At 42.8% G+C, this 22169-nt stretch carries 23 protein-coding genes and 1 pseudogene; 14 read left to right on the top strand and 10 right to left on the bottom strand.

Translation table 11 applies throughout. The features are described 5' to 3' along the window. Positions 1-389 precede the first annotated feature (389 nt). The 4 genes from GFC28_RS14215 to GFC28_RS20005 are packed head-to-tail and all read left to right on the top strand — an operon-like array spanning position 390 to position 1590. Positions 390-698, top strand: a complete 309-nt coding sequence (locus GFC28_RS14215; protein ID WP_044744380.1) for an AbrB/MazE/SpoVT family DNA-binding domain-containing protein — start codon at positions 390-392, stop codon at positions 696-698. Further along, the gene (locus GFC28_RS14220; RefSeq protein ID WP_044744379.1) at positions 698-1084 is read left to right on the top strand and encodes a type II toxin-antitoxin system PemK/MazF family toxin; all 387 of its coding nucleotides are present in this window, start codon (positions 698-700) and stop codon (positions 1082-1084) included. The genes GFC28_RS14215 and GFC28_RS14220 overlap by 1 nt, the downstream gene beginning before the upstream one ends. 57 nt (positions 1085-1141) lie before the next feature. Then, positions 1142-1462 carry a hypothetical protein gene (locus tag GFC28_RS14225; protein ID WP_231883393.1) on the top strand — a complete coding sequence of 107 codons (321 nt, stop codon included), beginning with the start codon at positions 1142-1144 and terminating at the stop codon, positions 1460-1462. Continuing rightward, positions 1459-1590 carry a hypothetical protein gene (locus tag GFC28_RS20005; RefSeq protein ID WP_255357525.1) on the top strand — a complete coding sequence of 44 codons (132 nt, stop codon included), beginning with the start codon at positions 1459-1461 and terminating at the stop codon, positions 1588-1590. The genes GFC28_RS14225 and GFC28_RS20005 overlap by 4 nt, the downstream gene beginning before the upstream one ends. 280 nt (positions 1591-1870) lie before the next feature. Here the strand turns inward: GFC28_RS20005 and GFC28_RS14235 are convergent. Both GFC28_RS14235 and GFC28_RS14240 read right to left on the bottom strand, forming a co-directional pair. Then, positions 1871-2750 (bottom strand): annotated as a pseudogene (locus tag GFC28_RS14235) (Rpn family recombination-promoting nuclease/putative transposase). A 108-nt stretch (positions 2751-2858) separates the two neighbouring features. After that, on the bottom strand, positions 2859-3497 hold the full coding sequence (locus GFC28_RS14240; RefSeq protein ID WP_044744377.1) for a Bax inhibitor-1/YccA family protein: 639 nt from the start codon (positions 3495-3497) through the stop codon (positions 2859-2861). Between the two features lie 107 nt (positions 3498-3604). Here GFC28_RS14240 and GFC28_RS14245 point away from each other — a divergent pair, with 107 nt between their 5' ends. Continuing rightward, positions 3605-3961 carry a hypothetical protein gene (locus GFC28_RS14245; RefSeq protein ID WP_044744376.1) on the top strand — a complete coding sequence of 119 codons (357 nt, stop codon included), beginning with the start codon at positions 3605-3607 and terminating at the stop codon, positions 3959-3961. Here GFC28_RS14245 and glpK read toward each other — a convergent pair. From glpK to GFC28_RS20055, 7 genes are all read right to left on the bottom strand, one after another. After that, positions 3954-5444 (bottom strand): glycerol kinase GlpK, encoded by a 1491-nt coding sequence (glpK, locus tag GFC28_RS14250; protein WP_044744375.1) that lies wholly within the window; start codon positions 5442-5444, stop codon positions 3954-3956. The two genes, GFC28_RS14245 and glpK, sit on opposite strands and share 8 nt — an antisense overlap. Before the next feature lie 44 nt (positions 5445-5488). Further along, the gene (locus tag GFC28_RS14255) at positions 5489-6319 is read right to left on the bottom strand and encodes an MIP/aquaporin family protein (RefSeq protein WP_044744374.1); all 831 of its coding nucleotides are present in this window, start codon (positions 6317-6319) and stop codon (positions 5489-5491) included. 303 nt (positions 6320-6622) lie between these two features. After that, on the bottom strand, positions 6623-6895 hold the full coding sequence (locus GFC28_RS14260) for an HPr family phosphocarrier protein (RefSeq protein ID WP_044744373.1): 273 nt from the start codon (positions 6893-6895) through the stop codon (positions 6623-6625). Between the two features lie 24 nt (positions 6896-6919). After that, positions 6920-7312, bottom strand: coding sequence for a dihydroxyacetone kinase phosphoryl donor subunit DhaM (gene dhaM, locus GFC28_RS14265; protein WP_044744372.1), 393 nt, complete (start codon positions 7310-7312; stop codon positions 6920-6922). A 5-nt stretch (positions 7313-7317) separates the two neighbouring features. After that, a complete protein-coding gene (dhaL, locus tag GFC28_RS14270) occupies positions 7318-7938 on the bottom strand; it encodes a dihydroxyacetone kinase subunit DhaL (protein ID WP_044744371.1) in 621 nt (206 codons plus the stop codon). A gap of 48 nt (positions 7939-7986) precedes the next feature. Further along, entirely contained in the window at positions 7987-8982 is a 996-nt protein-coding gene (gene dhaK / locus GFC28_RS14275) for a dihydroxyacetone kinase subunit DhaK (protein ID WP_044744370.1), read from the bottom strand. A 118-nt stretch (positions 8983-9100) separates the two neighbouring features. After that, the gene (locus GFC28_RS20055) at positions 9101-11146 is read right to left on the bottom strand and encodes a sigma 54-interacting transcriptional regulator (protein WP_044744369.1); all 2046 of its coding nucleotides are present in this window, start codon (positions 11144-11146) and stop codon (positions 9101-9103) included. A gap of 384 nt (positions 11147-11530) precedes the next feature. On the opposite strand from GFC28_RS20055, the gene GFC28_RS14290 reads away from it, so the two are divergent. After that, positions 11531-13195 carry a glycerol-3-phosphate dehydrogenase/oxidase gene (locus tag GFC28_RS14290; protein WP_044744367.1) on the top strand — a complete coding sequence of 555 codons (1665 nt, stop codon included), beginning with the start codon at positions 11531-11533 and terminating at the stop codon, positions 13193-13195. A gap of 271 nt (positions 13196-13466) precedes the next feature. Here the strand turns inward: GFC28_RS14290 and GFC28_RS14295 are convergent, their stop codons facing one another. Beyond that, positions 13467-14375 carry a LysR family transcriptional regulator gene (locus GFC28_RS14295; RefSeq protein WP_044744366.1) on the bottom strand — a complete coding sequence of 303 codons (909 nt, stop codon included), beginning with the start codon at positions 14373-14375 and terminating at the stop codon, positions 13467-13469. 142 nt (positions 14376-14517) lie between these two features. Between GFC28_RS14295 and GFC28_RS19840 the strand changes: the two genes are divergently transcribed. The 8 genes from GFC28_RS19840 to GFC28_RS20300 all read left to right on the top strand — a co-directional run bounded on the left by GFC28_RS19840 (position 14518) and on the right by GFC28_RS20300 (position 21788). Next, the gene (locus GFC28_RS19840) at positions 14518-14727 is read left to right on the top strand and encodes a hypothetical protein (RefSeq protein WP_231883392.1); all 210 of its coding nucleotides are present in this window, start codon (positions 14518-14520) and stop codon (positions 14725-14727) included. A 93-nt stretch (positions 14728-14820) separates the two neighbouring features. Next, positions 14821-15408 carry an aspartyl/asparaginyl beta-hydroxylase domain-containing protein gene (locus GFC28_RS14300; RefSeq protein ID WP_231883391.1) on the top strand — a complete coding sequence of 196 codons (588 nt, stop codon included), beginning with the start codon at positions 14821-14823 and terminating at the stop codon, positions 15406-15408. A gap of 63 nt (positions 15409-15471) precedes the next feature. Beyond that, positions 15472-16383: a DMT family transporter gene (locus GFC28_RS14305; RefSeq protein WP_052660991.1), complete on the top strand. Its 912-nt coding sequence runs from the start codon at positions 15472-15474 to the stop codon at positions 16381-16383. A 546-nt stretch (positions 16384-16929) separates the two neighbouring features. Beyond that, positions 16930-17625, top strand: coding sequence for a response regulator transcription factor (locus GFC28_RS14310; RefSeq protein WP_044744383.1), 696 nt, complete (start codon positions 16930-16932; stop codon positions 17623-17625). Then, positions 17618-18622: a sensor histidine kinase gene (locus GFC28_RS14315; RefSeq protein ID WP_044744365.1), complete on the top strand. Its 1005-nt coding sequence runs from the start codon at positions 17618-17620 to the stop codon at positions 18620-18622. The genes GFC28_RS14310 and GFC28_RS14315 overlap by 8 nt, the downstream gene beginning before the upstream one ends. A gap of 92 nt (positions 18623-18714) precedes the next feature. Next, entirely contained in the window at positions 18715-19476 is a 762-nt protein-coding gene (locus tag GFC28_RS14320) for an ABC transporter ATP-binding protein (protein ID WP_044744364.1), read from the top strand. Continuing rightward, positions 19466-21400 carry an FtsX-like permease family protein gene (locus GFC28_RS14325; RefSeq protein WP_044744363.1) on the top strand — a complete coding sequence of 645 codons (1935 nt, stop codon included), beginning with the start codon at positions 19466-19468 and terminating at the stop codon, positions 21398-21400. Before GFC28_RS14320 ends, GFC28_RS14325 begins: the two co-directional genes overlap by 11 nt. A gap of 232 nt (positions 21401-21632) precedes the next feature. Beyond that, positions 21633-21788, top strand: coding sequence for an antibiotic biosynthesis monooxygenase family protein (locus GFC28_RS20300; protein ID WP_369818729.1), 156 nt, complete (start codon positions 21633-21635; stop codon positions 21786-21788). The last annotated feature ends 381 nt before the right edge of the window (positions 21789-22169 follow it).

Genomic DNA, 22169 nt, shown 5'->3' on the forward strand with positions numbered 1-22169 from the left:
GGTTGGTGTCTGTCACTGCTCGAATAGAGGCGCAGGATTTCATCGGAAAACCGCTCGTAAGCTTGTTGAATTATGATAAAGGATGAGTCATATGCATTGCCCACATGAACAAAAACGAGTTTGTCTGATTTTTTATATAGATGCTTTAGATTCTCCTTGAAGATCCTGCCTTTTTTGTTATGGCAAAGCTTTATGCATCATTTCGCAGTTCAATGTTTGTAACGATACTGGTTGATATATGCTTTTGAGTCTGAAAAAAGCATTTTTCATTCATCGATTCAAATGATCTCCTTTGCGGCGAGAATATTGGTTTGGCGAAAAATCAGGGGTATCCTTTTTCAGAAGAATGTATATACTATGTATATACATTTCAGATTGGGGGTGATATAATGAACGCGAAGGAACATTTAGAAAGCAAAATCAACCAAAGTAAAGGAGGGGACTACATGTCTACAGTTGTTGCTCAAAAATGGGGAAACAGTTTGGGCATTCGTATCCCAAAAGATGTTGCTGATCAAATAGGGATCAAACAAGGTTCCGAAATGGAATTAAACGTGATTGGAAATGAAGGGATCATCACATTAAAGCCAAAAAGAACACGGAAGAAATACACATTGGAAGAACTGCTATCACAGATTACACCTGAAAATCGGCACGAGGAAATTGATTTTGGGGTAGAAGGGCGTGAATTGATTTAATGCCAGCAGACGTACCAGAGAGAGGCGATTTCGTTGTTTTAAACTTCCATCCACAAGCTGGTCATGAGCAGGCCGGGAGAAGGAATGCTATTGTTTTATCGCCTAAAGAATTCAATCAAGCAACAGGATTTATCGTTGTTTGTCCGATGACCAATCAAAAGAAGGGTTATCCCTTCGAAGTAGATTTACCAAAAGAAGGAATATCCCTTGATGGCGATGGCTATCCAATAACAGGGGTAGTTTTAACGGATCAAATTAAATCATTGGATTGGAAAGCTCGTAATCTAACAATTTTAAAGAAGTATAATCCAGAAGATGCACAAATTGAAGAAATAGATAGAATCATTGATGAATGCCTAGCGAAAATAGAAACATATCTGACTTGACATCACCCGTTCTTTTTCAGAAAGGGCTATTTTTTGTCCTTTAAACATTCATGGGTGATGGAACGTACGGGTATTAAGAAGCAAGCTTATTATAATTTCTTAAAAGGCGAAGGAAATGTGGAGGAGTATGTTGCAAAGACCAATAAGCTATTCTGCATTAAGGATCTGTTCTTTTTTTACAAGGCAGATATGGAATTCAAAGAAAAAACGTTTGGCCGTAGCCGAGCTGATTCATTTATGAATTATGTGGCACTTTCGTTTCACGGTACAGTGGACGAAGAATTAAAAAAGGGGATGCATCTTTTTAGTGAATTTGTTGAACGGATCGATGTTTTAAAATCAGTCACAAATTCGGAAAATCCAAGGGGGAGTCCTTGATTACAAAAGATAATCTTGAAATGATTTTAGAGCCTAACAAAACACATTTGTCGAAAATGAAAAAGGCAATGGACCGTATTTACTCTCTCAGAGATCCTCTTGCTCATGTAAAGCCGCTTATTTTATAAAAACTGATCTTTACGAGCACGCAAATGTATTGCAGTTTCCGATTCAACATGCTAACTATGGTGGGCTTGTGTATGACTATAACGGTCTATAACGGTGATTATTATGTCCATATTAACACCGCACAGCGAGAATATACGAAAATTTCATGTGGGCGCACGAGTTTTATCATTTCTTTTTTGACAGAGATAAAAGCTTCCTTAAATAAGGACGTTCGCTCCCGCATCCTCTTTTCATTTCTCTTTTCCCGATCTTCGAAAAACTTCGGGACGTGACGAGCATCTATCTCAACTTCTCAATCTCCTCCAAAGACAGCTCCGTCAGTTCATGAATCGCTTGGATGTCCATATCCTTTGGTAAGCATTTTTTTCGCGATGTGGCGTTTTTCTTGTTGCCATCCTTGCGTAATCTTCGCTCCACGCCTTCTTTCCATTCTTTCTCTAGCGCCTTTTTCTCGTACGAAATGATCAATTCCAACACTTGTTCTTTTTCTTTTGTTTCCATTTCATTCACCTCGTTTCATAATTGCTGTTCTTCTTCGTCTGATAGGTTGACATATGTCTCAAAAAAGCCGATTAACAATCGTTGCTTTGCTTTGTCCCATTCCATACGCACCATTATACGTAAAAATTGTTTCTTTAGCTCTTACTCGTTCATTTTCAGCATACCCCATTCTGCTTAACAACGCAGCAGCGGTTGGATTGTTATGGCGAATGTAATCACGCCCATTTTGTTTACACAACTCAACGGTGAAAAAGTGAAAATCCATGATTTTTCCAAACGGAAATTGAAGTGTAAAGTCTGAAGGTTCATGACGAAGGGAGTCGTAGCTCAACACCGCAATGGGGACAATAGGCTTGCGATGTTTTTCAAACAAGCGGCTAAAATAAATAAACATTCGTTCTGGAAAAGAAGGTTGTACGTAGCTTTGATTTGCAATATGGACGATGATGAGACGATCTTCTCCTTTCCGTTTCGTCTCTGCCAGTATATCGACATGATATTTCTCCCCCGCCGTCCCATCGGTGAACAGCTCCTCCAACAAAAACGATGCATGCTCGAAGTCTATATACTCATACATGTGCGGGAAAAAGAGAAGAATCAACTCTTCAAAAAAAGTCGTGATCAATTCCTTAAACAATCGGTCATGATCAACCGTCATATATGCTTTCGACAAGATGGACAACACTCCTGCTTTGGAAATGAAAAAGAAGAGAGTCCTTCGACTCTCTGTTTCTAGGTTCGAAAAACTTTAGATGGTGACAGGCACTTAGTCTTCGTCGCTGGCGAAGAAACGTAAAATATAGATGAACAAATTAATGAAGTCGAGATAGATGTTAACGACGATCATAGGGATGTCTGCTTCGCTAAACCCGTGGCGGGCAAGCCGGTTGATGTCATAAATCGTAAAGCCGAGAAAAATCAAAATGCCTAAAGCGGCAATGCCCATTTGTCCGACGCTTGAAAACGGAATAAACCACTGGACGATGAGTAAGCCGAGCAATGCGAATGCCCCAAGCGTGAGAAAGCCGCCGAGGAATGAAAAATCTTCTTTCGTTTTCGCGGCGTAAAGAGCAACGCCAGAAAAGGAAATGACCGCTAAAGCAAACGCTTTAAAGATGGCTGCCGCCCCAATAATGGAAACGTAGTAACCGATGACCGGAGCCAACGTGGCGCCTGAAACGAACATAAACGCGAACATTAGCGGGTAGCCCACCACTTTTTGGCGCCGTGAAAAGATCATCACAAGCAGCAAAATGACTTCAAGAATGTAAAGCGGCAAATACCAAGCGGTGGAAATGGATTGCCCCACATACAGCCCGCCTGTCGCTACGGCTAATGCGGCTAAAAAGGCAACAGCTAGCTTAGCAACAGGGCTGCGCGACGGATAAACGACAGATGAGTTCATGTTCCTATCTCTCCTCGCATAAAAATCATCAGCAGATGTTTCTTTTAGTGTAGCAAACCTGACTTTTTTTGTCACTGCCTGATGTCGCGCCTGCGAAGGAGCAGTGGATGAAATCACCGCCTTTCCAACAAATCAGGTGGTTTATGGAAAAAGAAGGAGGCATTATCGCACTTCTTTTTGCGCTTATCGCCATGATGAACAGCGTAAAAAATAAAGCGAAAAGCTATGTCTATTTTTTCGCGGCTTGGCGCTGGGAATTGTTGCGCTTTTGGTGTTCAGGTTTATCCATTATGGATGCCAATGCTTTAGGGCAAAAGAAAAACCCTATAGAAGTGAGGAGAGGGCAGATGGTCAAGCTGCTATGGAGCAAATATCAAAAATGGAACGTAATCCATGGAAACGTATACAGTATAAGCGCCGCTCCCAAGAAGCGATCAAGGGAGTGGCGCGGTCTGTTTATTTAAAGGCCATCGCCGCTTTGACGGCTTTTTTCCATCCTGCATAGCATGCGTTTCGGGTTTCTTCACTCATCGTTGGGGTGAATGTCCGGTCGATGTTCCATTGTTGCGCGATTTCGTCTTGGTCCTTCCAATATCCTATCGCCAAGCCAGCTAAATAGGCCGCTCCAAGCGCGGTCGTTTCGTTGACGACCGGGCGTTCCACCGGTACGCCGAGCATATCGCTTTGGAATTGCATGAGAAAGTTATTTTTTACTGCGCCGCCATCCACGCGCAACGCTTTCAAAGAAATGCCTGAATCCGCTTCCATAGCCGTGAGCACATCTTTTGTTTGATAGGCGAGGGACTCTAGCGTAGCGCGAATCAAATGTTCTTTTTGCGTTCCCCGTGTCAATCCAAAGATCGCTCCTCTCACATCGCTGTCCCAATACGGGGTTCCTAGCCCAACAAAGGCTGGTACCATATACACGCCTTCTGTGGAGGTGACGCGTTCGGCATATTGCTCGCTGTCAGCCGCGTTTTTGAACATGCGCAACCCGTCTCTTAGCCATTGAATGGCAGAGCCTGCGACAAAAATACTTCCTTCCAGCGCATATTCCACTTTGCCGTTAAGTCCCCAAGCGATCGTGGTCAGTAGCCCGTGCTGGGACGCAACCGCTTTTTCGCCGGTGTTCATCAGCATAAAGCAACCTGTTCCGTACGTATTTTTCGCCATTCCTGCTTCATAGCACGCTTGGCCGAATAAGGCGGCCTGCTGGTCGCCGGCTGCTCCCGCAATCGGAATTTCTTGTCCGAAGAAATGATACGGCACGGTATAGGCATAAATGTCAGAAGATGGCCGCACTTCTGGAAGCATGGACTTCGGTACGGTTAATAAGTCTAACAGTTCATCATCCCATTTCCGTTCATGGATATTGAATAACAAGGTTCGAGAAGCGTTAGAATAATCTGTGACGTGTGCTTTTCCGCCCGAGAGCTTCCAGATGAGCCACGTATCAATCGTTCCGAATAACAGTTCTCCTCGCTCCGCTTTTTCTCTGGCTCCTTCCACATGATCCAAGATCCATTTGATTTTGGTGCCGGAAAAGTAGGCATCAATAAGCAGCCCTGTTTTTTGGCGAAAGGTATCATCAAGTCCTTTAGCCTTTAACTCCTCGCAAATGTCTGCAGTTTGCCGTGATTGCCAAACAATGGCGTTATAGATCGGCTGCCCGGTATTTTTGTCCCAAACCACTGTAGTTTCGCGCTGATTCGTAATGCCGATACCGGCGATTTGCTCCGGCTTGATTCCAGATTCGGACAAGGAAGTGGCGATGACTGATAAGATGGAGCCCCAAATTTCATTGGCATTATGCTCAACCCAGCCTGGTTTTGGAAAATATTGTGTAAATTCTTTTTGCGACAGATGAACGATTTCTCCTTGTTTGTTAAAGATGATGGCACGTGAGCTCGTTGTTCCTTGGTCAAGAGCTAAAATATAAGTTTCCATTTTCTTCACCTCATTCATTTATTTAATATTTAATTATTATTTTTTTAGCTTGATACTTTCGTATTCTTATAGAATTTGCCGCTTTTTTGTTCTTTATTGCCGACTAGCGCTGCTGCTATGATAGCCGCAACCACGATGGTGAAAATCCAAAAGGCAGGGGTGCTGTCTCCTTTAAAAGCCCATTGATAAAATAACGCTCCATAAATGCCTCCAATGATCGGCCCGACGACAGGGATCCACGCATAGCCCCAGTTGGAGCTTCCTTTGCCTGGAATCGGCAAAAGGAAATGGGCAATTCGCGGGCCTAAGTCCCGGGCTGGATTGATGGCATATCCTGTTGTCCCGCCTAAGGAGAGCCCGATGGCCACAATGAGAAAGCCCACGATAAACGGATTGATTCCGTCCGCGAATCGATTCGCTCCAAGCGACAGCAAGCCAAGCAGCAAAATAAACGTGCCGATGACTTCGCTTAAAAGATTGGCCGCCGGATTTTTGATGGCTGGATCGGTGGAGAATACCCCTAGTTTGGCCCCAGGGTCGTCGGTCGCTTTCCAGTGAGGCAGGTAATGCAAATACACGACGACGGCGCCGATAAAGGCTCCGATCATTTGAGCGGCAAGGTAAGCGGGTACATCGCTCCAAGGAAACTCCCCGATCGCCGCTAATCCGATGGTCACTGCCGGATTCAGATGGGCGCCGCTAACTTGGCCGACAGCGTATACAGCCATGGCTACGGCAAGTCCCCATCCCATCGTAATGACAATCCAGCCGGAATTTTCGGCTTTTGATTTTTTGAGGACCACGCCGCCGACTACGCCACCTCCAAAAATAATCAATATCATGGTACCAATAAGTTCGCCAAAAAACGCAGACATTCCTATTTCCTCCTTTTCTTTTGGTATGGTCGTCTTTTGTGAGGAGATAGCTGTTTTAGCTCATAAAAAAGATCCACAGCAACTCCCCCACGCGCCTGCAGTGAAGCAGACTGCTGTAGGGAATGACTGTGGATCTCCATTTCTCCGTCACAACTATTAACTTAGTTTCAGCTTACGATAAAAAGAAAGCGTTGTCAATTCTTTTTTTGAATTGTTAGATTATTTTTGTGACATACGGATAAAATGGAGCCACATCATCATCAGATTATGAAGTTTTGCTGCTGCGGTGATACCAACGCTTCGTTATCGCAGAGTAGATTCATTGCCCGGTTGGAGAAAAGAAGCGATAAACGTCCATGCTTCTTGCTCATCCTCCCCATCGACCATCACTTTGATGGTTTGCCCTTCGGAGATGGCCGCACTCATCAGATGAAGAATGCTTTTTGCATTAATTCGTTGTTGGCCGATCACAAGCTCCAGCTTGCTTTGATATTGGCTGGCTTGTTGGACAAGCTGGGCTGCTGGTCGGGCATGGAGCCCGTTTTCAATGGTGACAGTCACTTCTTTTTCGATCATTGGGTTCACTCCTCAAATGTTTGGCTAGCGATGAATTTTCACAAGCTCCTTTGCACTTTCGCTCGCGCGGACGACTTCTGCCAACGAGCTGCCTAAGCCGGCCGCCACGACCGCTGCATAGGCTCCTTCTACGAGAGGGGCGTCGGCTATCCTGATGTTTTCGTGCGGCTCCAGCATTTCAAGGGCCATTTCCGCATTGATGAGTGCGCTCCCTAAATCAAATAAGACTACAACGCCTTTTTCAGAATAGACAGATTCAATCGCTGTTTGGATGTCAAATGCATTGGTTCCGATCCCGCCTTCCGCCCCTCCGGCGATGGCGATCGGTACGTCAGGCTGAACTTGGCTCAGCAGTTTTTTTAACCCGCTGACAATTTCATAGCTGTGCGAGATTAAGACAAGGCTGACATATTTCATGGGGTTTACTCTCCTTTTTCGAATGATTCGGCTAAAGAAGCAAATAATAAATAGGATGAAACGGCTCCGGGATCAAGATGGCCGACAGACCGCTTTCCTAAATAAGCCGCCCGGCCTTTTTTTGCTTCCAGCTCTTTCGTATCTTCCATTTTTTCTTTCGATAAATCCACCAATTCGTTTGCACGAATCGTTTCATGGCTTTTCATCCACGCGATGACCGGATCCCACACATCGATCATCGTCTTGTCTCCGACTTGTGCCTTTCCCCGCATTTTGAGCCCGTCCAAGGCGGCTGAGAACGCCGCAACGAAAGCGTTCCTATCCGCTTCTTTTCGGTCTTTAAGAACAAGGGAAGCTTTCATGAAAGCCGTTCCATATAATGGGCCTGAAGCTCCGCCTACCTTCGCAATGAGCGTCATGCCGACATCTTTAAACAACGAACCGAGGTCGTCATAGTGGCTGTCTGCGATTTTGTTGGCCGCTTCTTGAAGTCCCCGCGCCATATTCAAACCGTGATCTCCATCGCCAATGGCTTGATCCAGTTCCGTTAAATACGCTTTATTTTCTTGAATTTTGTCGTTCAACCGTTTGATCCATTTTTTCGCTTGTTCTACATTCCATAACATGTTGGATCTCCCTCCTTTTTAGCGGCGGCTGATCAAAAAGCAAAGCCGTTATTTTTTGAAAGCAATGGTGTCCGCTTGCGCATCGAGCAGTTCGCTGAGCTGGTCGTCTAATTTTAATAATGAGATGGAGCAGCCGGCCATTTCGAGCGAGGTCATAAATTCGCCGACGAACGTTTCGTGTATATGAATGCGCTTTTCTCTTAAAATCTCGGAAACTTTTTTATGGATAATATACAGTTCCATTAACGGCGTGGCGCCTAAGCCGTTGATCATGACCGCCACCTTGTCGTGTTCCTTCAACGGCAAGTCCTCGAGAATGTTGTTGAGAAGGATTTGGGCGATTTCATCCGCCGATTGGATGGAGGTTTTTTCGATGCCGGGCTCTCCATGGATTCCCATGCCGATTTCGATCTCATTTTCACCCAGTTCAAATCCCGGTTTTCCAGCTGCGGGGACGGTGCAAGGAGTTAGGGCCATTCCCATGGATCGCACATTTTCCACTGCTTTCTTTGCGACCGCTTCCACTTCTGCGAGCGTGGCCCCTTGCTCCGCTAGAGCACCGGCGATTTTGTGGACGAACACGGTACCGGCGATACCCCGTCGACCTGTTGTGTATGTGCTATTTTCTACCGCCACATCGTCATTTACCACCACTTTTGCGACTTGGATTCCTTCTGCTTCCGCCATTTCCGCCGCCATTTCAAAATTCATCATGTCTCCGGTGTAATTTTTGATAATGAGCAACACGCCTTTTCCGCTATCGACCGCTTGGATCGCTGCCAAAATTTGATCGGGGGTGGGGGACGTGAACACTTCACCGCAAACGGCTCCATCAAGCATGCCTTTGCCGACATATCCAGCGTGCGCCGGCTCGTGACCGCTTCCGCCGCCGCTGATTATGCCGACTTTCCCGGAAACTGGAGCGCCTTTTCTAATCATGACATTCGTGTCTGGCAATCTTTTTAGTTTATTGGAATGGGCTTCTACCATTCCTGCCAGCATGTCATCGACTACTTGGTTCGGATCATTGATTAATTTTTTCATAGACTTACCTCCTCTGAGTGATTTCTTTATTTTATAATTGCAAAAATCATGCCAAAAATGAAAACGCTTTATTATAGCGTTTTTCATTATGGAATGACGAATGCGTTGGGAAAAAATATCAATTTGTTTGATACTTTTTCCCAATCAAATGTTCCAGACCGTATTCTCTTATTTTTTTGGCGGCCGTTTTATGAGTGATTCCCAGCGCTTGGGCCAGCTGGTTATAGCTCGGATAATACTGGCAGGCAAAAGCAAAAATTTGTTTTTCATATTCTTTGAAGGGCCGTACTTCGTGGCCCCAATCGATTGCCTGTTTCTCAGGTTTGTTTTGCTGTTCATGGCATGAAGGGTGGGAGATGTAGTAAGGCAAATCCTTGCAACGCAAAATATCGTCATCTGCGAGATTAAAGAGCCGTTCAATCACATTTTGCAATTCTCGAATATTCCCTGGCCAGTGGTAGCTAAGCAGAGCTTCCATGAATCCTTTTTCATAGCCCTTGATATTTTTTCCCAAACGCTCATTCAGTTGCTGACGAAACGCTTCTACTAAGAGGGGAATATCTTCTTTTCTCGCCCTTAAAGGGGGGAGATGAATCGGCACGACATGGAGCCGATAATAAAGATCTTCGCGAAACCGCCCCTCGTCCACCATTTTTTTTAGATCGTGGTTGGTCGCGGCAATCACGCGAACATCCAATGGAATCGGCGCATATCCCCCGATTCGTTCCACTTCCTTTTCCTGCAGCACACGTAAAATTTTGGCTTGCAAATCCAAGCTTAAATCACCAATTTCATCTAAAAAAATCGTCCCTTTATGAGCGAGTTCAAATTTTCCGCGGTGGGTTTTATACGCCCCGGTAAAGGCTCCTTTTTCATAGCCGAACAGCTCGCTTTCCATTAAATGAGGAGGGATGGCCGCGCAATTCACGCGAACTAATAGATGGTTCTTTCTAGAGCTGGCCTCATGGATCGCTTTCGCAACGAGTTCTTTTCCTGTGCCGCTTTCACCTGTGATGATGACCGTTGAATCGGTTTTTGCCGCCTTTGCCGCGATCGTTAACGATTCTTTAAGGATCTCGCTATTTCCGATGATTTGGTGAAAGGCTTCATGAATCCCTTGGTGTTTCGCCAGCTCTGACTCTAGGTATTTCGTTTTTTGCTCCATGAGATCAATTTTGTCAAGAAGTGTTCGAATATCATCGAAAGGAGTCAGCGTGGCGACTGCTCCGCGAAATGCGCCGTCTACAAACACCGGATTGATTTTCGTGATATAACTAGATTGTTGGTTTACTTGGATGAGCTTTACTAGCTGCTTTTCGGCTTTTTTCACATGGTTCCATTCATGCGGGCCGATGATCGATTGAATGTGGGGCTCGCCTTCGATCTTTTTTAGCAAAGCGTTCATTTCCTCATTCGTGTAGATCAACGTCCCATTTTCATCTGTTAATCCGATCAAATCCGAGACCGATTTTAGAACGAGATGCAACCGTTGCTGCAGCTCTTTTACTTCATTTAATTCTTTGCTGATTTTCTCGATGGTTGATATATCTTGAAAAATCGCGACGGCTCCAATCACTTTTCCATTAAACATAATCGGGGAGCGGGTGGTCAGCAGCGTATGATGATGGATCGTTTGTTTTCTCGATAATTCCGTTTTTCCCGTCTTTAGCACTTCATGCAGTCGGGAATGGGGGATGACTTCGTCCGCGCGCTGATTGATCAGCTCATGAGGATTGGTTTGCAAAAGCTGGGCTGCCCGCGCGTTGACGTAAGTAATGATATTGTCGCTATTGACCACGATGATTCCATTCGGTAAAGCTGAGATGGCTTCATGAAGGGTAAGGGAATTTTCCATGAGAAGACGATCGGTTTCCGATTGCTGCGAGTCTTCAAGATCCGTTGGCGCGAAAAAGCTTTGAATTTGCTGGACGATCGAATCGTCAAGTTTTTCGGCAACATGCAGGATAAATTCCTCTCCTTGGCCGATCTTTAAGGATACTAAAGAGAGTAGATTGTTCACCTGCACTTTTTGATCGCGATAAAGAACGTACGTCTTTTTCAGTGTTTCTTGATTCGGAAGCAAGTTTTGAAGCAGCGAAATGAACGCGGCCGCCATTCGGACGTGAAGGCCGTTCTTTTTATGGACGGTGAGTTTTAGAAACATTTTATTTCCTCCTTATGGATATTTTAACAGAGCGGCTTTTAAAGCCCGCATTTTTCCATGTTTTTATCATGCAAGGTGTTGGGAAAAGCGAGAAAGACTGGAGAAATCCTTCTTATCTCCATTATACGACAAAGGAGGGTGCCTGGCATCGAAACGTGAAGGGAGAGGAATCTATGCGCTGGGTCGCGGATATAGATGGAAAAAATTCATCGTATTTACATGCAAAAAATTTTTCAGAAATCGAAAAATATGATACAATACATACAAAGTTAATATTCGGTTGGAGACAAGGAGAGACCACATAACATTGCGTCTGTAAAAGGAGCGTAGTGTGTATGTGGTCTCTTTTTTTCAACTTTTGACGGATCATAGGAGGAATCATTCATGAAGAAACCTGTATTTGCACAGCAAAGACAAGAAATTTTAAGAGAGGTCGCAGGCAAAACCTTCGATGTCATCATTATTGGCGGCGGCATTACCGGCGCGGGGATTGCGCTCGATGCAACGACAAGAGGAATGAGTGCCGTTTTATTTGAGATGCAGGATTTTGCCGCTGGAACCTCCAGTCGTTCCACGAAGCTGGTGCATGGAGGGCTCCGTTATTTAAAGCAGCTGGAGGTGAAGCTCGTCGCTGAAGTGGGGAAAGAACGCGCGATTGTTTATGAAAACGGGCCGCATGTGACTTCGCCTGAATGGATGCTGCTGCCGATTTATAAAGGAGGAACCTTTGGTAAATGGAGCACCTCGATTGGACTAAGAATATACGATTATCTGGCGGATGTGAAAAAAAGCGAACGAAGAACGATGTTGACGGCGTCGCAAACGATGGAGAAGGAACCGCTCTTAAAGCGAGAAGGATTATTAGGCGGGGGATATTATGTCGAGTATCGAACAGACGACGCACGCTTGACGATTGAAGTGATGAAAAAGGCGGTCGAATGCGGCGCCAAAGCGCTCAATTATGCCAAGGTCAATGCGTTTATTTATGAGAAGGGGAAAGCTGTAGGGGTAAGCGTAGTGGATCAAATCACCGGAGAGTCCTATCAGGTTTTCGCGAAGAAAATCATCAACGCCACTGGCCCTTGGGTCGATACTTTGCGGGAAAAAGATCACAGCTTGAAAGGAAAGCATCTGATTTTGTCAAAAGGCATTCACTTAGTGTTTGACAAAAGCCGTTTTCCATTAAAACAAGCGATCTATTTTGATACATCTGACGGCAGAATGGTGTTTGCCATTCCGCGTGATGGAAAAACATATGTTGGCACAACGGATACGTTTTATGAGGGGGATTTGGCCCATCCGAAAATGACCGTGGAGGATCGCGATTATCTCCTTCGGGCGATTCATGATATGTTTCCAACGGTCGGCATTACCGCGGAAGATGTTGAATCCAGCTGGGCTGGACTCAGACCGTTGATTCATGAGGTAGGGAAAAGCCCGTCGGAAATCTCCCGAAAAGATGAGATTTGGACAGCAGATTCAGGTGTGATCACGATCGCCGGCGGAAAATTAACGGGATACCGCAAAATGGCGGAAACGATTGTGGATCGGGTCGCTCAATTGCTAAAAGAAGAGGAAAACGCCAGCTTTTCCCCTTGCCAAACGAAAAAGCTGCCCATTTCCGGGGGCGATTTCGGAGGCTCCGCCCATATGGAAGCGTTTGTAGTCAAAAAAGCCGAGCAGGGAGAAAAGGCGGGACTTTCGAGAAAACAGGCCGAACGATTGGCTCGCTTATATGGCACAAATGTAGACCGGGTGTTTGAATTAGCCGTTCAATTAAAGAAAGAAGCGGCCGAGCTTCAATTGCCGGTCGATGTGTTGGCTTCCCTTCAATATGGCCTGGAGGAAGAGATGGTTGTCAAACCGGAAGACTTCTTTATTCGAAGAACGGGAGCATTATTTTTCAATATTCATTTCGTTCGTCAATGGAAGGAATCGGTGATTCACTATATGGCGAAAACCTTGGAATGGAGTGAAGCGGAACAACACCGGTATCAAAAAGAATTAGAAACATATTTGCATGATGCCGTCACACCTGTTCAAATATGATACTTGCCATCTCTGAAAGGATGTCGAGCCGGCATCCAAGGAAGCCTTGTAGAGCGCTTTTCTCTATAAGGCTTCTTTCGTCTTTTGGCGGTTGGATGACCAAACAACACTACATCCCGACAAGTTCATTGATCCGGATGTATCCTGTTGGTCGTTGTGTAACGAAGGCAAGTCAGTCTCCTTGCCTTCGACTGTAGAAAAAATAGGAATCTATTTTTGGATGAACGATAATTTCAATATTCTAGTGGCTATTAAGATAGACGGTGATGAACTAAGTCATCTCGAGATTCCATTTGCTAGCATGCTTCCTCAAAAGGGTTAGAAATGTTCGCATCGAAGGCGAGAGCCACTTATCTTTATGATAAGACAAATAAACAGATAAATTTTCACTGGATGGCAAAGGTTGAGCATGCATGAATCCCTTACTTATTTCTTGACTGACTGTGCTATACGGTAATAATCCTATACCGAAGCCACACATTATACACTGCTTAATAGCATCTATGCTCCAAAATTCAATGCTAGATTGCTTCCAATATTCTGGTGATGTATCTGGAATATTTTCCATAATGATCCTTTCAAAGATTGCGCGATAACTGCATTCTTTCTCGGTTAATAAAAACACTTGTCCTTTCAATGAATGTAATTCATTCAGTTTAATGGGTTTGGCTGAAATAAGTGCCATCGTCTCGTCACATAACTTTTCCAAAATAATGTGATTGTCTTCATTTTTATCCTTCTCGATTACTAACGCTAGATCAACATTCCCTGTACTTAAATCTGTTCGCCAATTGATTGGGTCCAAATGTTGCAATTGAATTTCAATGCCTGGAAAGTCCTCTTTCAGCTCTTTTAAAAGCGGAGGTAATCTATAGATTAAAAGAGCTTCAGGTGCTGTAATCCTTAATTGACCTCTTATTTCCCCCTGCTCTCCTACAGCTTCTTTTAAATTTCCGAAAGCATTTAGTATCTGAATGGCATAGGGCAATAGCTTTTTACCTGCTTCCGTTAATAACACCTTTTTGCCTATCCTATCAAAAATGGGGGCCCCTAGTTCATCTTCTATTGCTTTTATATGAAAAGTTACAGTTGATTGGGAATAATTAAGAAGCTCTGCGGCTTTGGAAAAATTTCCTGTTTGGATAATGGCTTTAAAGGTATTCAGATGTCTAATTTCCATAAACCCTCACACCTCTTATTGAAAAATTCGATAATTATATTTTAAATCACTAAATTTACTAATTCATGAAAAATTTATAAAATTGTATTGGAAATTTGTTCTTTTAAAAATAGTATATCTTTTATTTGAAGGAGGAAGTACTATGGCTTCTTATATTTTAGGCAAGATTAATATTGATGATGAAAAATTAAAAAGAGATTTAGAAATTCACAATGAATTTCCTAAGATTGCTGAAGAGTATGACGAATTTGGTACAGGATTTTGGCAAAATTGCACCTTGTGGAGTTGGACTAGTGATGAATTAAATACAATGTATAAAGACTATGATTACCCAATTCAACAAACACGATAGGGTAAGGCTCTAACATATATTGACGAATTAATTAGAGAAAATTTCACATTCAATAATCTGAAAATGGTTAGAACGAGAAATCTAATTGATGGTATGGTTATTCCGCATAAAGACTTTGTAGAATTAGAGAGATCAAAAGATCAATATTTTAGAGTTTTTATACCATTAGAAGATAATGAGTATGCTTTTCACTCAGATGAAGAAAATGTATTTCAAATGAAAAAAGGAGAAGTTTGGTTTTTAGATGCCGCGATTGTCCATGCTGATATTAATTTTTCCAATAAGAGCAGAATTTTCCTATGTTTAGATTATGCTTTTCCCGGCCCCTTTAGTCCTAAGGATGTCTTTATAAATGATAGTGTATACAATCCAAATCTTGATCCAACAATTATTAAGAGAGAAGAGGTATCCAGTGATTTTAAGGAATCGCTTGTAACGTCTTTATCTAAAGTGATTTCTAAATACAACTTTAGGGATATTGTTTTTCTTCTTTCAAAAATTCACTTCTATAAGAATATATCCGTTTCAGACTGCTATGACTGGTTAGTAGAAATAACAGAAAAATCTGGTGATTCTTCTGTTTATAATAAGGCTATCAATTTGCGAAGATTTTTAGTTGAAGAACGTAAACTTGGTGAAAGATTTTCATTTAACTTCTCAGAATCTGAACAATTAGTCTGAAAAAGTAAAGAGCTTTGGATTTATTTCCAAAGCTCTTTATTTAAAAAATAAGAGGGATGAAAAATGAATGAATCATTCAAAATTTTAGTGAATGCACGAATGAAAAAATCTACAAAGGGTACAAGTTCGTTAGGGAAGAATGCTATCCCTTGGTTATTTGTTTTTATGTGGAGTAGTGGGGCAATTTTTGTAGAATTTGGTTTACATGATGCCGATCCATTTATTTTCCTTTTTTTCCGATTATTCATCTCATCACTTCTTTTTTGGATAACAATGTTTATATTACGAACTCCTTTACCAACAACTTCAACAGAGTGGCTATATATGATGTTTACTGGGTTATGCATGCAAGCAGGTTATCAAACATTTTACTTTTTAGCTTTGGATTACAAGGTTTCTCCTGGGCTTCTCACCATAATACTTGGTGCACAACCTATTCTTACTACATTTATTTCAAAAGAAAAAAGTAATATCACTCAATGGCTTGGGCTTTTTATTGGAATAATGGGTCTTGTTCTTGTAGTAATCGATCATACAGCGATCAACAGATTTTCCAAGATAGGCTTGGTTAGTTCATTTCTTTCACTTATTTGTATTACAGGTGGAACCATATTACAAAAATCTATACAAGCTAATCAAATATCCAATATGGCTATCCAATATACATCTGGAACCATTTTTTTCTCCATTTTATTGTACTTTTTTGATCAAAAAATTAATTGGACCCCTATGTTTGTATTCTCTCTATTTTGGATGGTGTTCGTTATTTCTGTCGGGGCAACCCTGTTGCTTTATCAGATGATAAAAAAGGGAAATCTCACAAATGTAACAAGCTTATTTTACTGTGTGCCACCTATAACAGTGATATTTGATTTTTTTGTATTCAAAAATAGTTTAACCATGTTGAGTATAAGTGGCATGCTTTTAATTGTGTTAGGAATGATTCTTGTTAACAGGAAGGGAAAGTGGTTGTAGCCCACTCGACCAGCCTAAATCAAGAAAATCTTTTTAGCAATCCACTGAGAAGTCTCCTACCTCTAAACGGGGTGAAGAGGGGGCATTGATTTCGGAGGCCAATCCATTTGTGAATGATCTAGATCCAACGAGAAGATGGAGCATAGGGCTTATTCAAAAGCGGCTTCTGCTTTTGTAGCGGCTATCCGTTCTATCTTCTCGTGGTATCGATATAAACAAGCTTGTCAGTCGACTAAAAAACGATAAAAAGGCTGGCTTCTATCGAAAAAATTCCTCTGTATGATAAGGGGGGGTTCATTCGGCACTTTATGTGAAGAGTTCTCACAGAACCTTGATTTGATCCTGTCATCAGTTTCCCCTCCTTCTTTCAATAAGAGTGATTTGATGATCGGCTTTAGCAATCGCTCACCCCATACGAAACCCATTTCATGTTCATTGAAAAATCAGGTATAATAAAAACAAATGTGATGAATCCGGCAGATCATCCAATGAATAGGAAACATGGTGCTGGAATGTCGAAGATCGGCGGAAAAGCGTGGTGAAAACATGTTTAAAATTTTGCTTATTGAAGACGATCTCACCCTCTTTCAAGAAATAAAAGAACGGTTGACGCAATGGACATACGAGGTGCGGGGCATTCGCGATTTTGGAAAAGTGATGGAGGAATGTTCTGCTTTTAAACCGGATTTAGTCATCATTGATATTCAGCTGCCCAAATTTGATGGGTTTCACTGGTGCCGCATGATCCGTTCCCATTCGAATGTGCCGATTTTGTTTTTATCGTCACGGGACCATCCGACCGATATGGTGATGTCGATGCGGCTTGGGGCGGATGATTTTATCCAAAAGCCGTTTCATTTTGATGTGCTGATTGCGAAAATACAAGCGATCCTTCGCAGAGTATATAATTATAGCACCGATCAAATAAAGTTGAAAACGTGGTGCGGCGCGACGATCGACTATGAAAAAAATACCGTTACCAACGATCAAGGCACGATGGAATTAACTAAAAATGAAATATTGATCCTTAAACACTTGCTTCATAAGAAAAACAAAATTGTCACCCGGACCGAATTGATTAAGCAGCTATGGGAAGACGAGCGTTTTGTCAGCGACAATACATTAACGGTGAATGTCAACCGTTTGCGGAAAAAGCTGGATGAACTTGGCTTGGGCCGCTTGATTGAAACGAAAGTCGGACAGGGCTATATGGCAAAGGAAGAGGCCGCTATCGATGATTAAAAAATATATCATGGAAAGAAAAAGCTGGATCTTTTTCTTTTTATTTATGCAGCTATTTATCCTTTTTGTCTCTTATCTTGATGCCGCGATCTCATTGCGGTCTGCCTTTTATATAGTCTTTTTATTGACGATCATGTTGATCCTTTTTGTGATCGTCCGCTATAAAAAAGAAACCAAGTTTTATAAAAGCTTAGAAGAATGGGAAAGCGATCTTGACCTCTCAAACGTTCTCCATGCCGAAAGCCCTTTTGAAAAAATGGTGGAATCCACGCTCGTCAACCAAACGAACTTGCTGAAGCAGTCCGCTTGGGAGAATCGGGTCTCCTTAGAAGAGGAGAAGGATGAGCTGCTATCATGGATCCATGAAGTAAAAACCCCGCTGACCGCTATGCATTTAATCATTGAACGGGTAGAGGAGGAGAAAATTAAATCGCAGCTGTCATACGAGTGGCTGCGCATTCATATGCTGCTTGACCAGCAGCTCCATCAGAAGCGGATTCCTTTTATGGAAAACGATTTATACATCGAACATGTCGAGCTGAAACCGCTTATTTTTAAAGAGATTAAAGCGCTGCAATCATGGTGTATGCAAAAAGGAATCGGCTTTGACATCGAGCTGGAGGTTCCTTCCGTTCTGAGCGATGCGAAATGGCTTTCTTTTATCATTCGGCAAATCTTAACCAACGCCGTGAAATACAGCGAATCATCCGATATCGTCATCAAAAGCTCGATGCAGAAGGGCCATGTCCAATTAGAAATTCGGGATTTTGGCCGCGGCATTGATCCGAAAGATTTGCCGCGCATTTTCGATAAAGGATTCACATCGACGACGGCGCATCAAGATCAAGCGGCTACGGGCATGGGGTTATATTTGGCGAAAAAAGCCGCCGAACCATTGCTCATCGATATCGACGTCCAATCGCAGCTCCATGAGGGGACGACTTTCACGATCACGTTCCCGGAAAAAAATGAATTTGTCCGCATCACAGGCATGTGACAAAATTGTCACATGCTTTTTCGATTTGTTCGGCCAATCGAAGGAAAAAAACAACCAGGTGGATTAACATAGAAAACGAGGGGGGAAGCAACATGATCATTTTAGAAGCATCCAACATTTACAAAAGCTATGGAAATAAATTTAATAAACAAGAGGTGTTAAAAGGACTCGATATTCGCGTAGAAAAAGGGGAATTTCTCAGCATTATGGGACCTTCGGGCTCCGGAAAAACAACGCTGCTCAATGTTCTTTCTTCCATTGATCGGGTCAGTCAAGGAATGATTAAAATTGAAGGCAAAGATATTGTCGGCATGAAGGAAAAACAGCTGGCGGAATTCCGCAAAAACCATTTAGGATTCATTTTTCAGGAATACAACTTGCTGGATACCTTGACCGTAAAGGAAAATGTTCTACTGCCTCTATCGATTACGAAAACGCCCAAAAAAGAGGCGGAGCAAAAATTTGCTGAACTGGCGACAGAGCTGGGCATTTATGAGATCAAAGATAAATATCCAAACGAAATTTCCGGCGGGCAAAAGCAGCGCACTTCAGCGGCGCGGGCCTTTATTCATGAACCGAGCATTATTTTTGCCGATGAACCGACAGGCGCTCTCGATTCCAAATCGGCATCCGATTTGTTAAATAAGCTGCAGCATTTAAATCGGAAGAGAAAAGCCACGATTGTGATGGTCACTCATGATCCGGTCGCCGCCAGCTTCTCAAGCAGGGTCATTTTTATCAAAGACGGCCAGGTGTATACGCAATTAAACAAAGGAAATGAAACGCGGCAAGCCTTCTTTCACGACATTATGAAAACCCAAGGCGTGTTAGGCGGGGTGCAGCATGAGCATTAATCAACTTATCTTTCGCAGCTTGAGAAAAAATTTGAAAAATTACTATTTGTACGTGTTTGCTTTAATTTTTGCCGTTGCGCTTTATTTCTCTTTTGTGACATTGCAATATGATCCGGCCTTGAATGAGATGAAAGGAACGGTAAAAGGAGCCGCTGCCATTCGGGCCGCTTCCGTGCTGCTTATTGCCATTGTCGGTGTTTTTCTCTTCTATGCTAATGCCATTTTCATCAAGCGGCGGAGCAAAGAAATCGGTTTATTTCAGTTAATCGGCATGACGAAGGGAAAAATTTCCCGCATGTTGACGGCTGAAAACTTTATCCTTTATTACAGCTCTCTCATCATTGGCATTTTTATTGGATTTGCCAGTTCCAAGCTTTTGCTGATGATTTTGTTTAAAGTGACGAATATCGAAGCCATCGCCACTTTGTCTTTTTCCGAAAAAGCGTTGGTACAAACGCTGGTTGTGTTTAGTGTGATTTATCTGTTCATTATGCTGATGAACCGCTGGTTTATCCAAAAGCAGACCATTTTGTCTTTATTTCGCGTAACGTCCACGACAGAAGTAAAAAAAGTATCGGTTTTGGAAATGCTCATCGGAATTTTTGGTCTCGTATTGATACTGACAGGCTATTATGTGTCATCCAAATTATTTGATGGCGATTTTGCCACGATCAATGAGCTTTTCCTAGCGATGGCCTTTATATTAGGATCTGTCATTATCGGCACCTACTTCTTTTTCAAGGGAACGGTCAGCTTTCTTTTTTATCTCCTTCGCAAAAGAAAAGGAGGATACTTAAATATTGGCGAAGTATTGTCGCTTTCGTCTTTAATGTTCCGCATGAAATCCAATGCTTTGCTGCTGACGATTATTACAACGGTGTCCGCCCTTGCCATTGGGCTGCTGTCCTTAAGTTATATTTCCTACTATTCAGCAGGACAGACGGCTCGAAATACCGTGGCTGCCGATTTTTCTTTTATGAATCAAGAAGATGCCAAACGCTTCACGGAGGCTCTCAAGGAGAAAGGCATTCCGTATAAAGAAAAAGTGATCGACGTGATTCAGGTGAAGGCGGATCTCACCTCCATTCTCGAGAATGTGGATTCGAGCATCTTAAATGTGGATCTAGCAGCCATGCCGATGCCGGTCATTCGCGACAGCGATGTGGAAACGATCGATTTGCCGCCGGATCAAACGCTGTTTACCGGTTATCAAGATTATCTCGCTCAATTTATGCCGTTTAAAAAATCGGGGCAGATCCAGTTAAAAGGAAAGCACGAAGGGATCAAGCTGCGTTATTTGGGACTGGAAAAAACCTATTATATTTCTTATCGTTTCACATACGGCTTTCCGACGGTCATTGTGGATAAAACGATTTTCGAACGGCTAAAAAAGGACATCGATCCGAAAATCCAAAAGGAGTCCACGGTTTATATCGGAATTTATATTTCCGATGAAGAAAAAGTAGAAAAAGCGGACGACATGTTTCAAACGATGAATTTCCATGCTCCAGCCGATTCCCGGCTCGCCATCATCAGCAACCAGAAGTATCAATTTGGGCTGATCATGTTTATTGTCGCCTTTTTAGGATTAACCTTTTTGATCACATCAGGCTGCATTCTTTATTTTAAACAAATGGATGAAGGTCAAGACGAGCAACCGAATTATACGATTTTAAGAAAGCTTGGTTTTACGCAAGGCGATTTGCTTTCGGGCATTCAAGGAAAGCAGTTATTCAACTTTGGCATTCCTTTAATCTTGGGATTGTCCCACAGCTATTTCGCCGTCCGCTCCGGCTGGTTCTTTTTTGGCACCGAGCTTTGGATGCCGATGCTGACCGTCATGCTCGTCTATACGGCGTTATACTCGATTTTCGGCATCCTGTCCGTTCTTTATTATAAAAAGATGATTAAAGAAGCGTTGTAAGATGAACAAACAGGCGTTCGCACCCTTCGGAGGGCCAACGCCTGTTGTTGGTTTTCGGATCACTTTTTGAAAGAGGTGAACGAACGAATTGAAAAAATCCCTCATCAACCCATTATAGCTGTTGGAGACAGCAAAGGCCCTCGGAAGGATGAGACAACGGCGGAATCGTGAACGTCTGCGACTGTGCGATTTCTGCTCATGCAATAAAGGAATAAAAGGAGTGAGTAAAAAGATGTTTATTCAAATAAGACGAATCACAGTGGCAGAAGGATATACAGAACAGGTTGTGAACCAATTCAGCCAGCCGGGAATGATTGAACAGCAAGAAGGATTGGTAGATTTGAAAATATTAGTGAAAAAAGGCGGCGAGGTGATGCTGGTTGCCTAGGAGTCAGAGGAGCATTGGAAAATGTGAGAGAAAAGCGATGCCCATATTGCCGCACATCAAGCAAGCAGAAATCAGCCCAAACCGGATTTTATCCTCCATATGGAAGTCAGTCACTACGAAGTAAAATCCATCAGAAAAAGGGGCGTAACAGTGATGGATCCTCTATGGTCTTATAAAGCTCAGCTTTTATAGGGCTTTTTTGTTTTGGGCGCATAAACATAATCCAATATGGCCTAAAAATGGGCTATGTATTGGAGTGGAAAGGCTGTCATTTTTTTAAGAGTTTTTAGGAATAAATATACTATTTGAGTTAAATGTGGTTCATCACCAAAAGATGTGCTTGCGTCTACCATTGAATTGCGGTAGACGTTTCTAACCGAA

This window comes from Anoxybacillus sp. B2M1 (assembly GCF_001634265.1).
In the GTDB taxonomy this organism is placed as follows: Bacteria; Bacillota; Bacilli; order Bacillales; family Anoxybacillaceae; genus Anoxybacteroides; species Anoxybacteroides rupiense.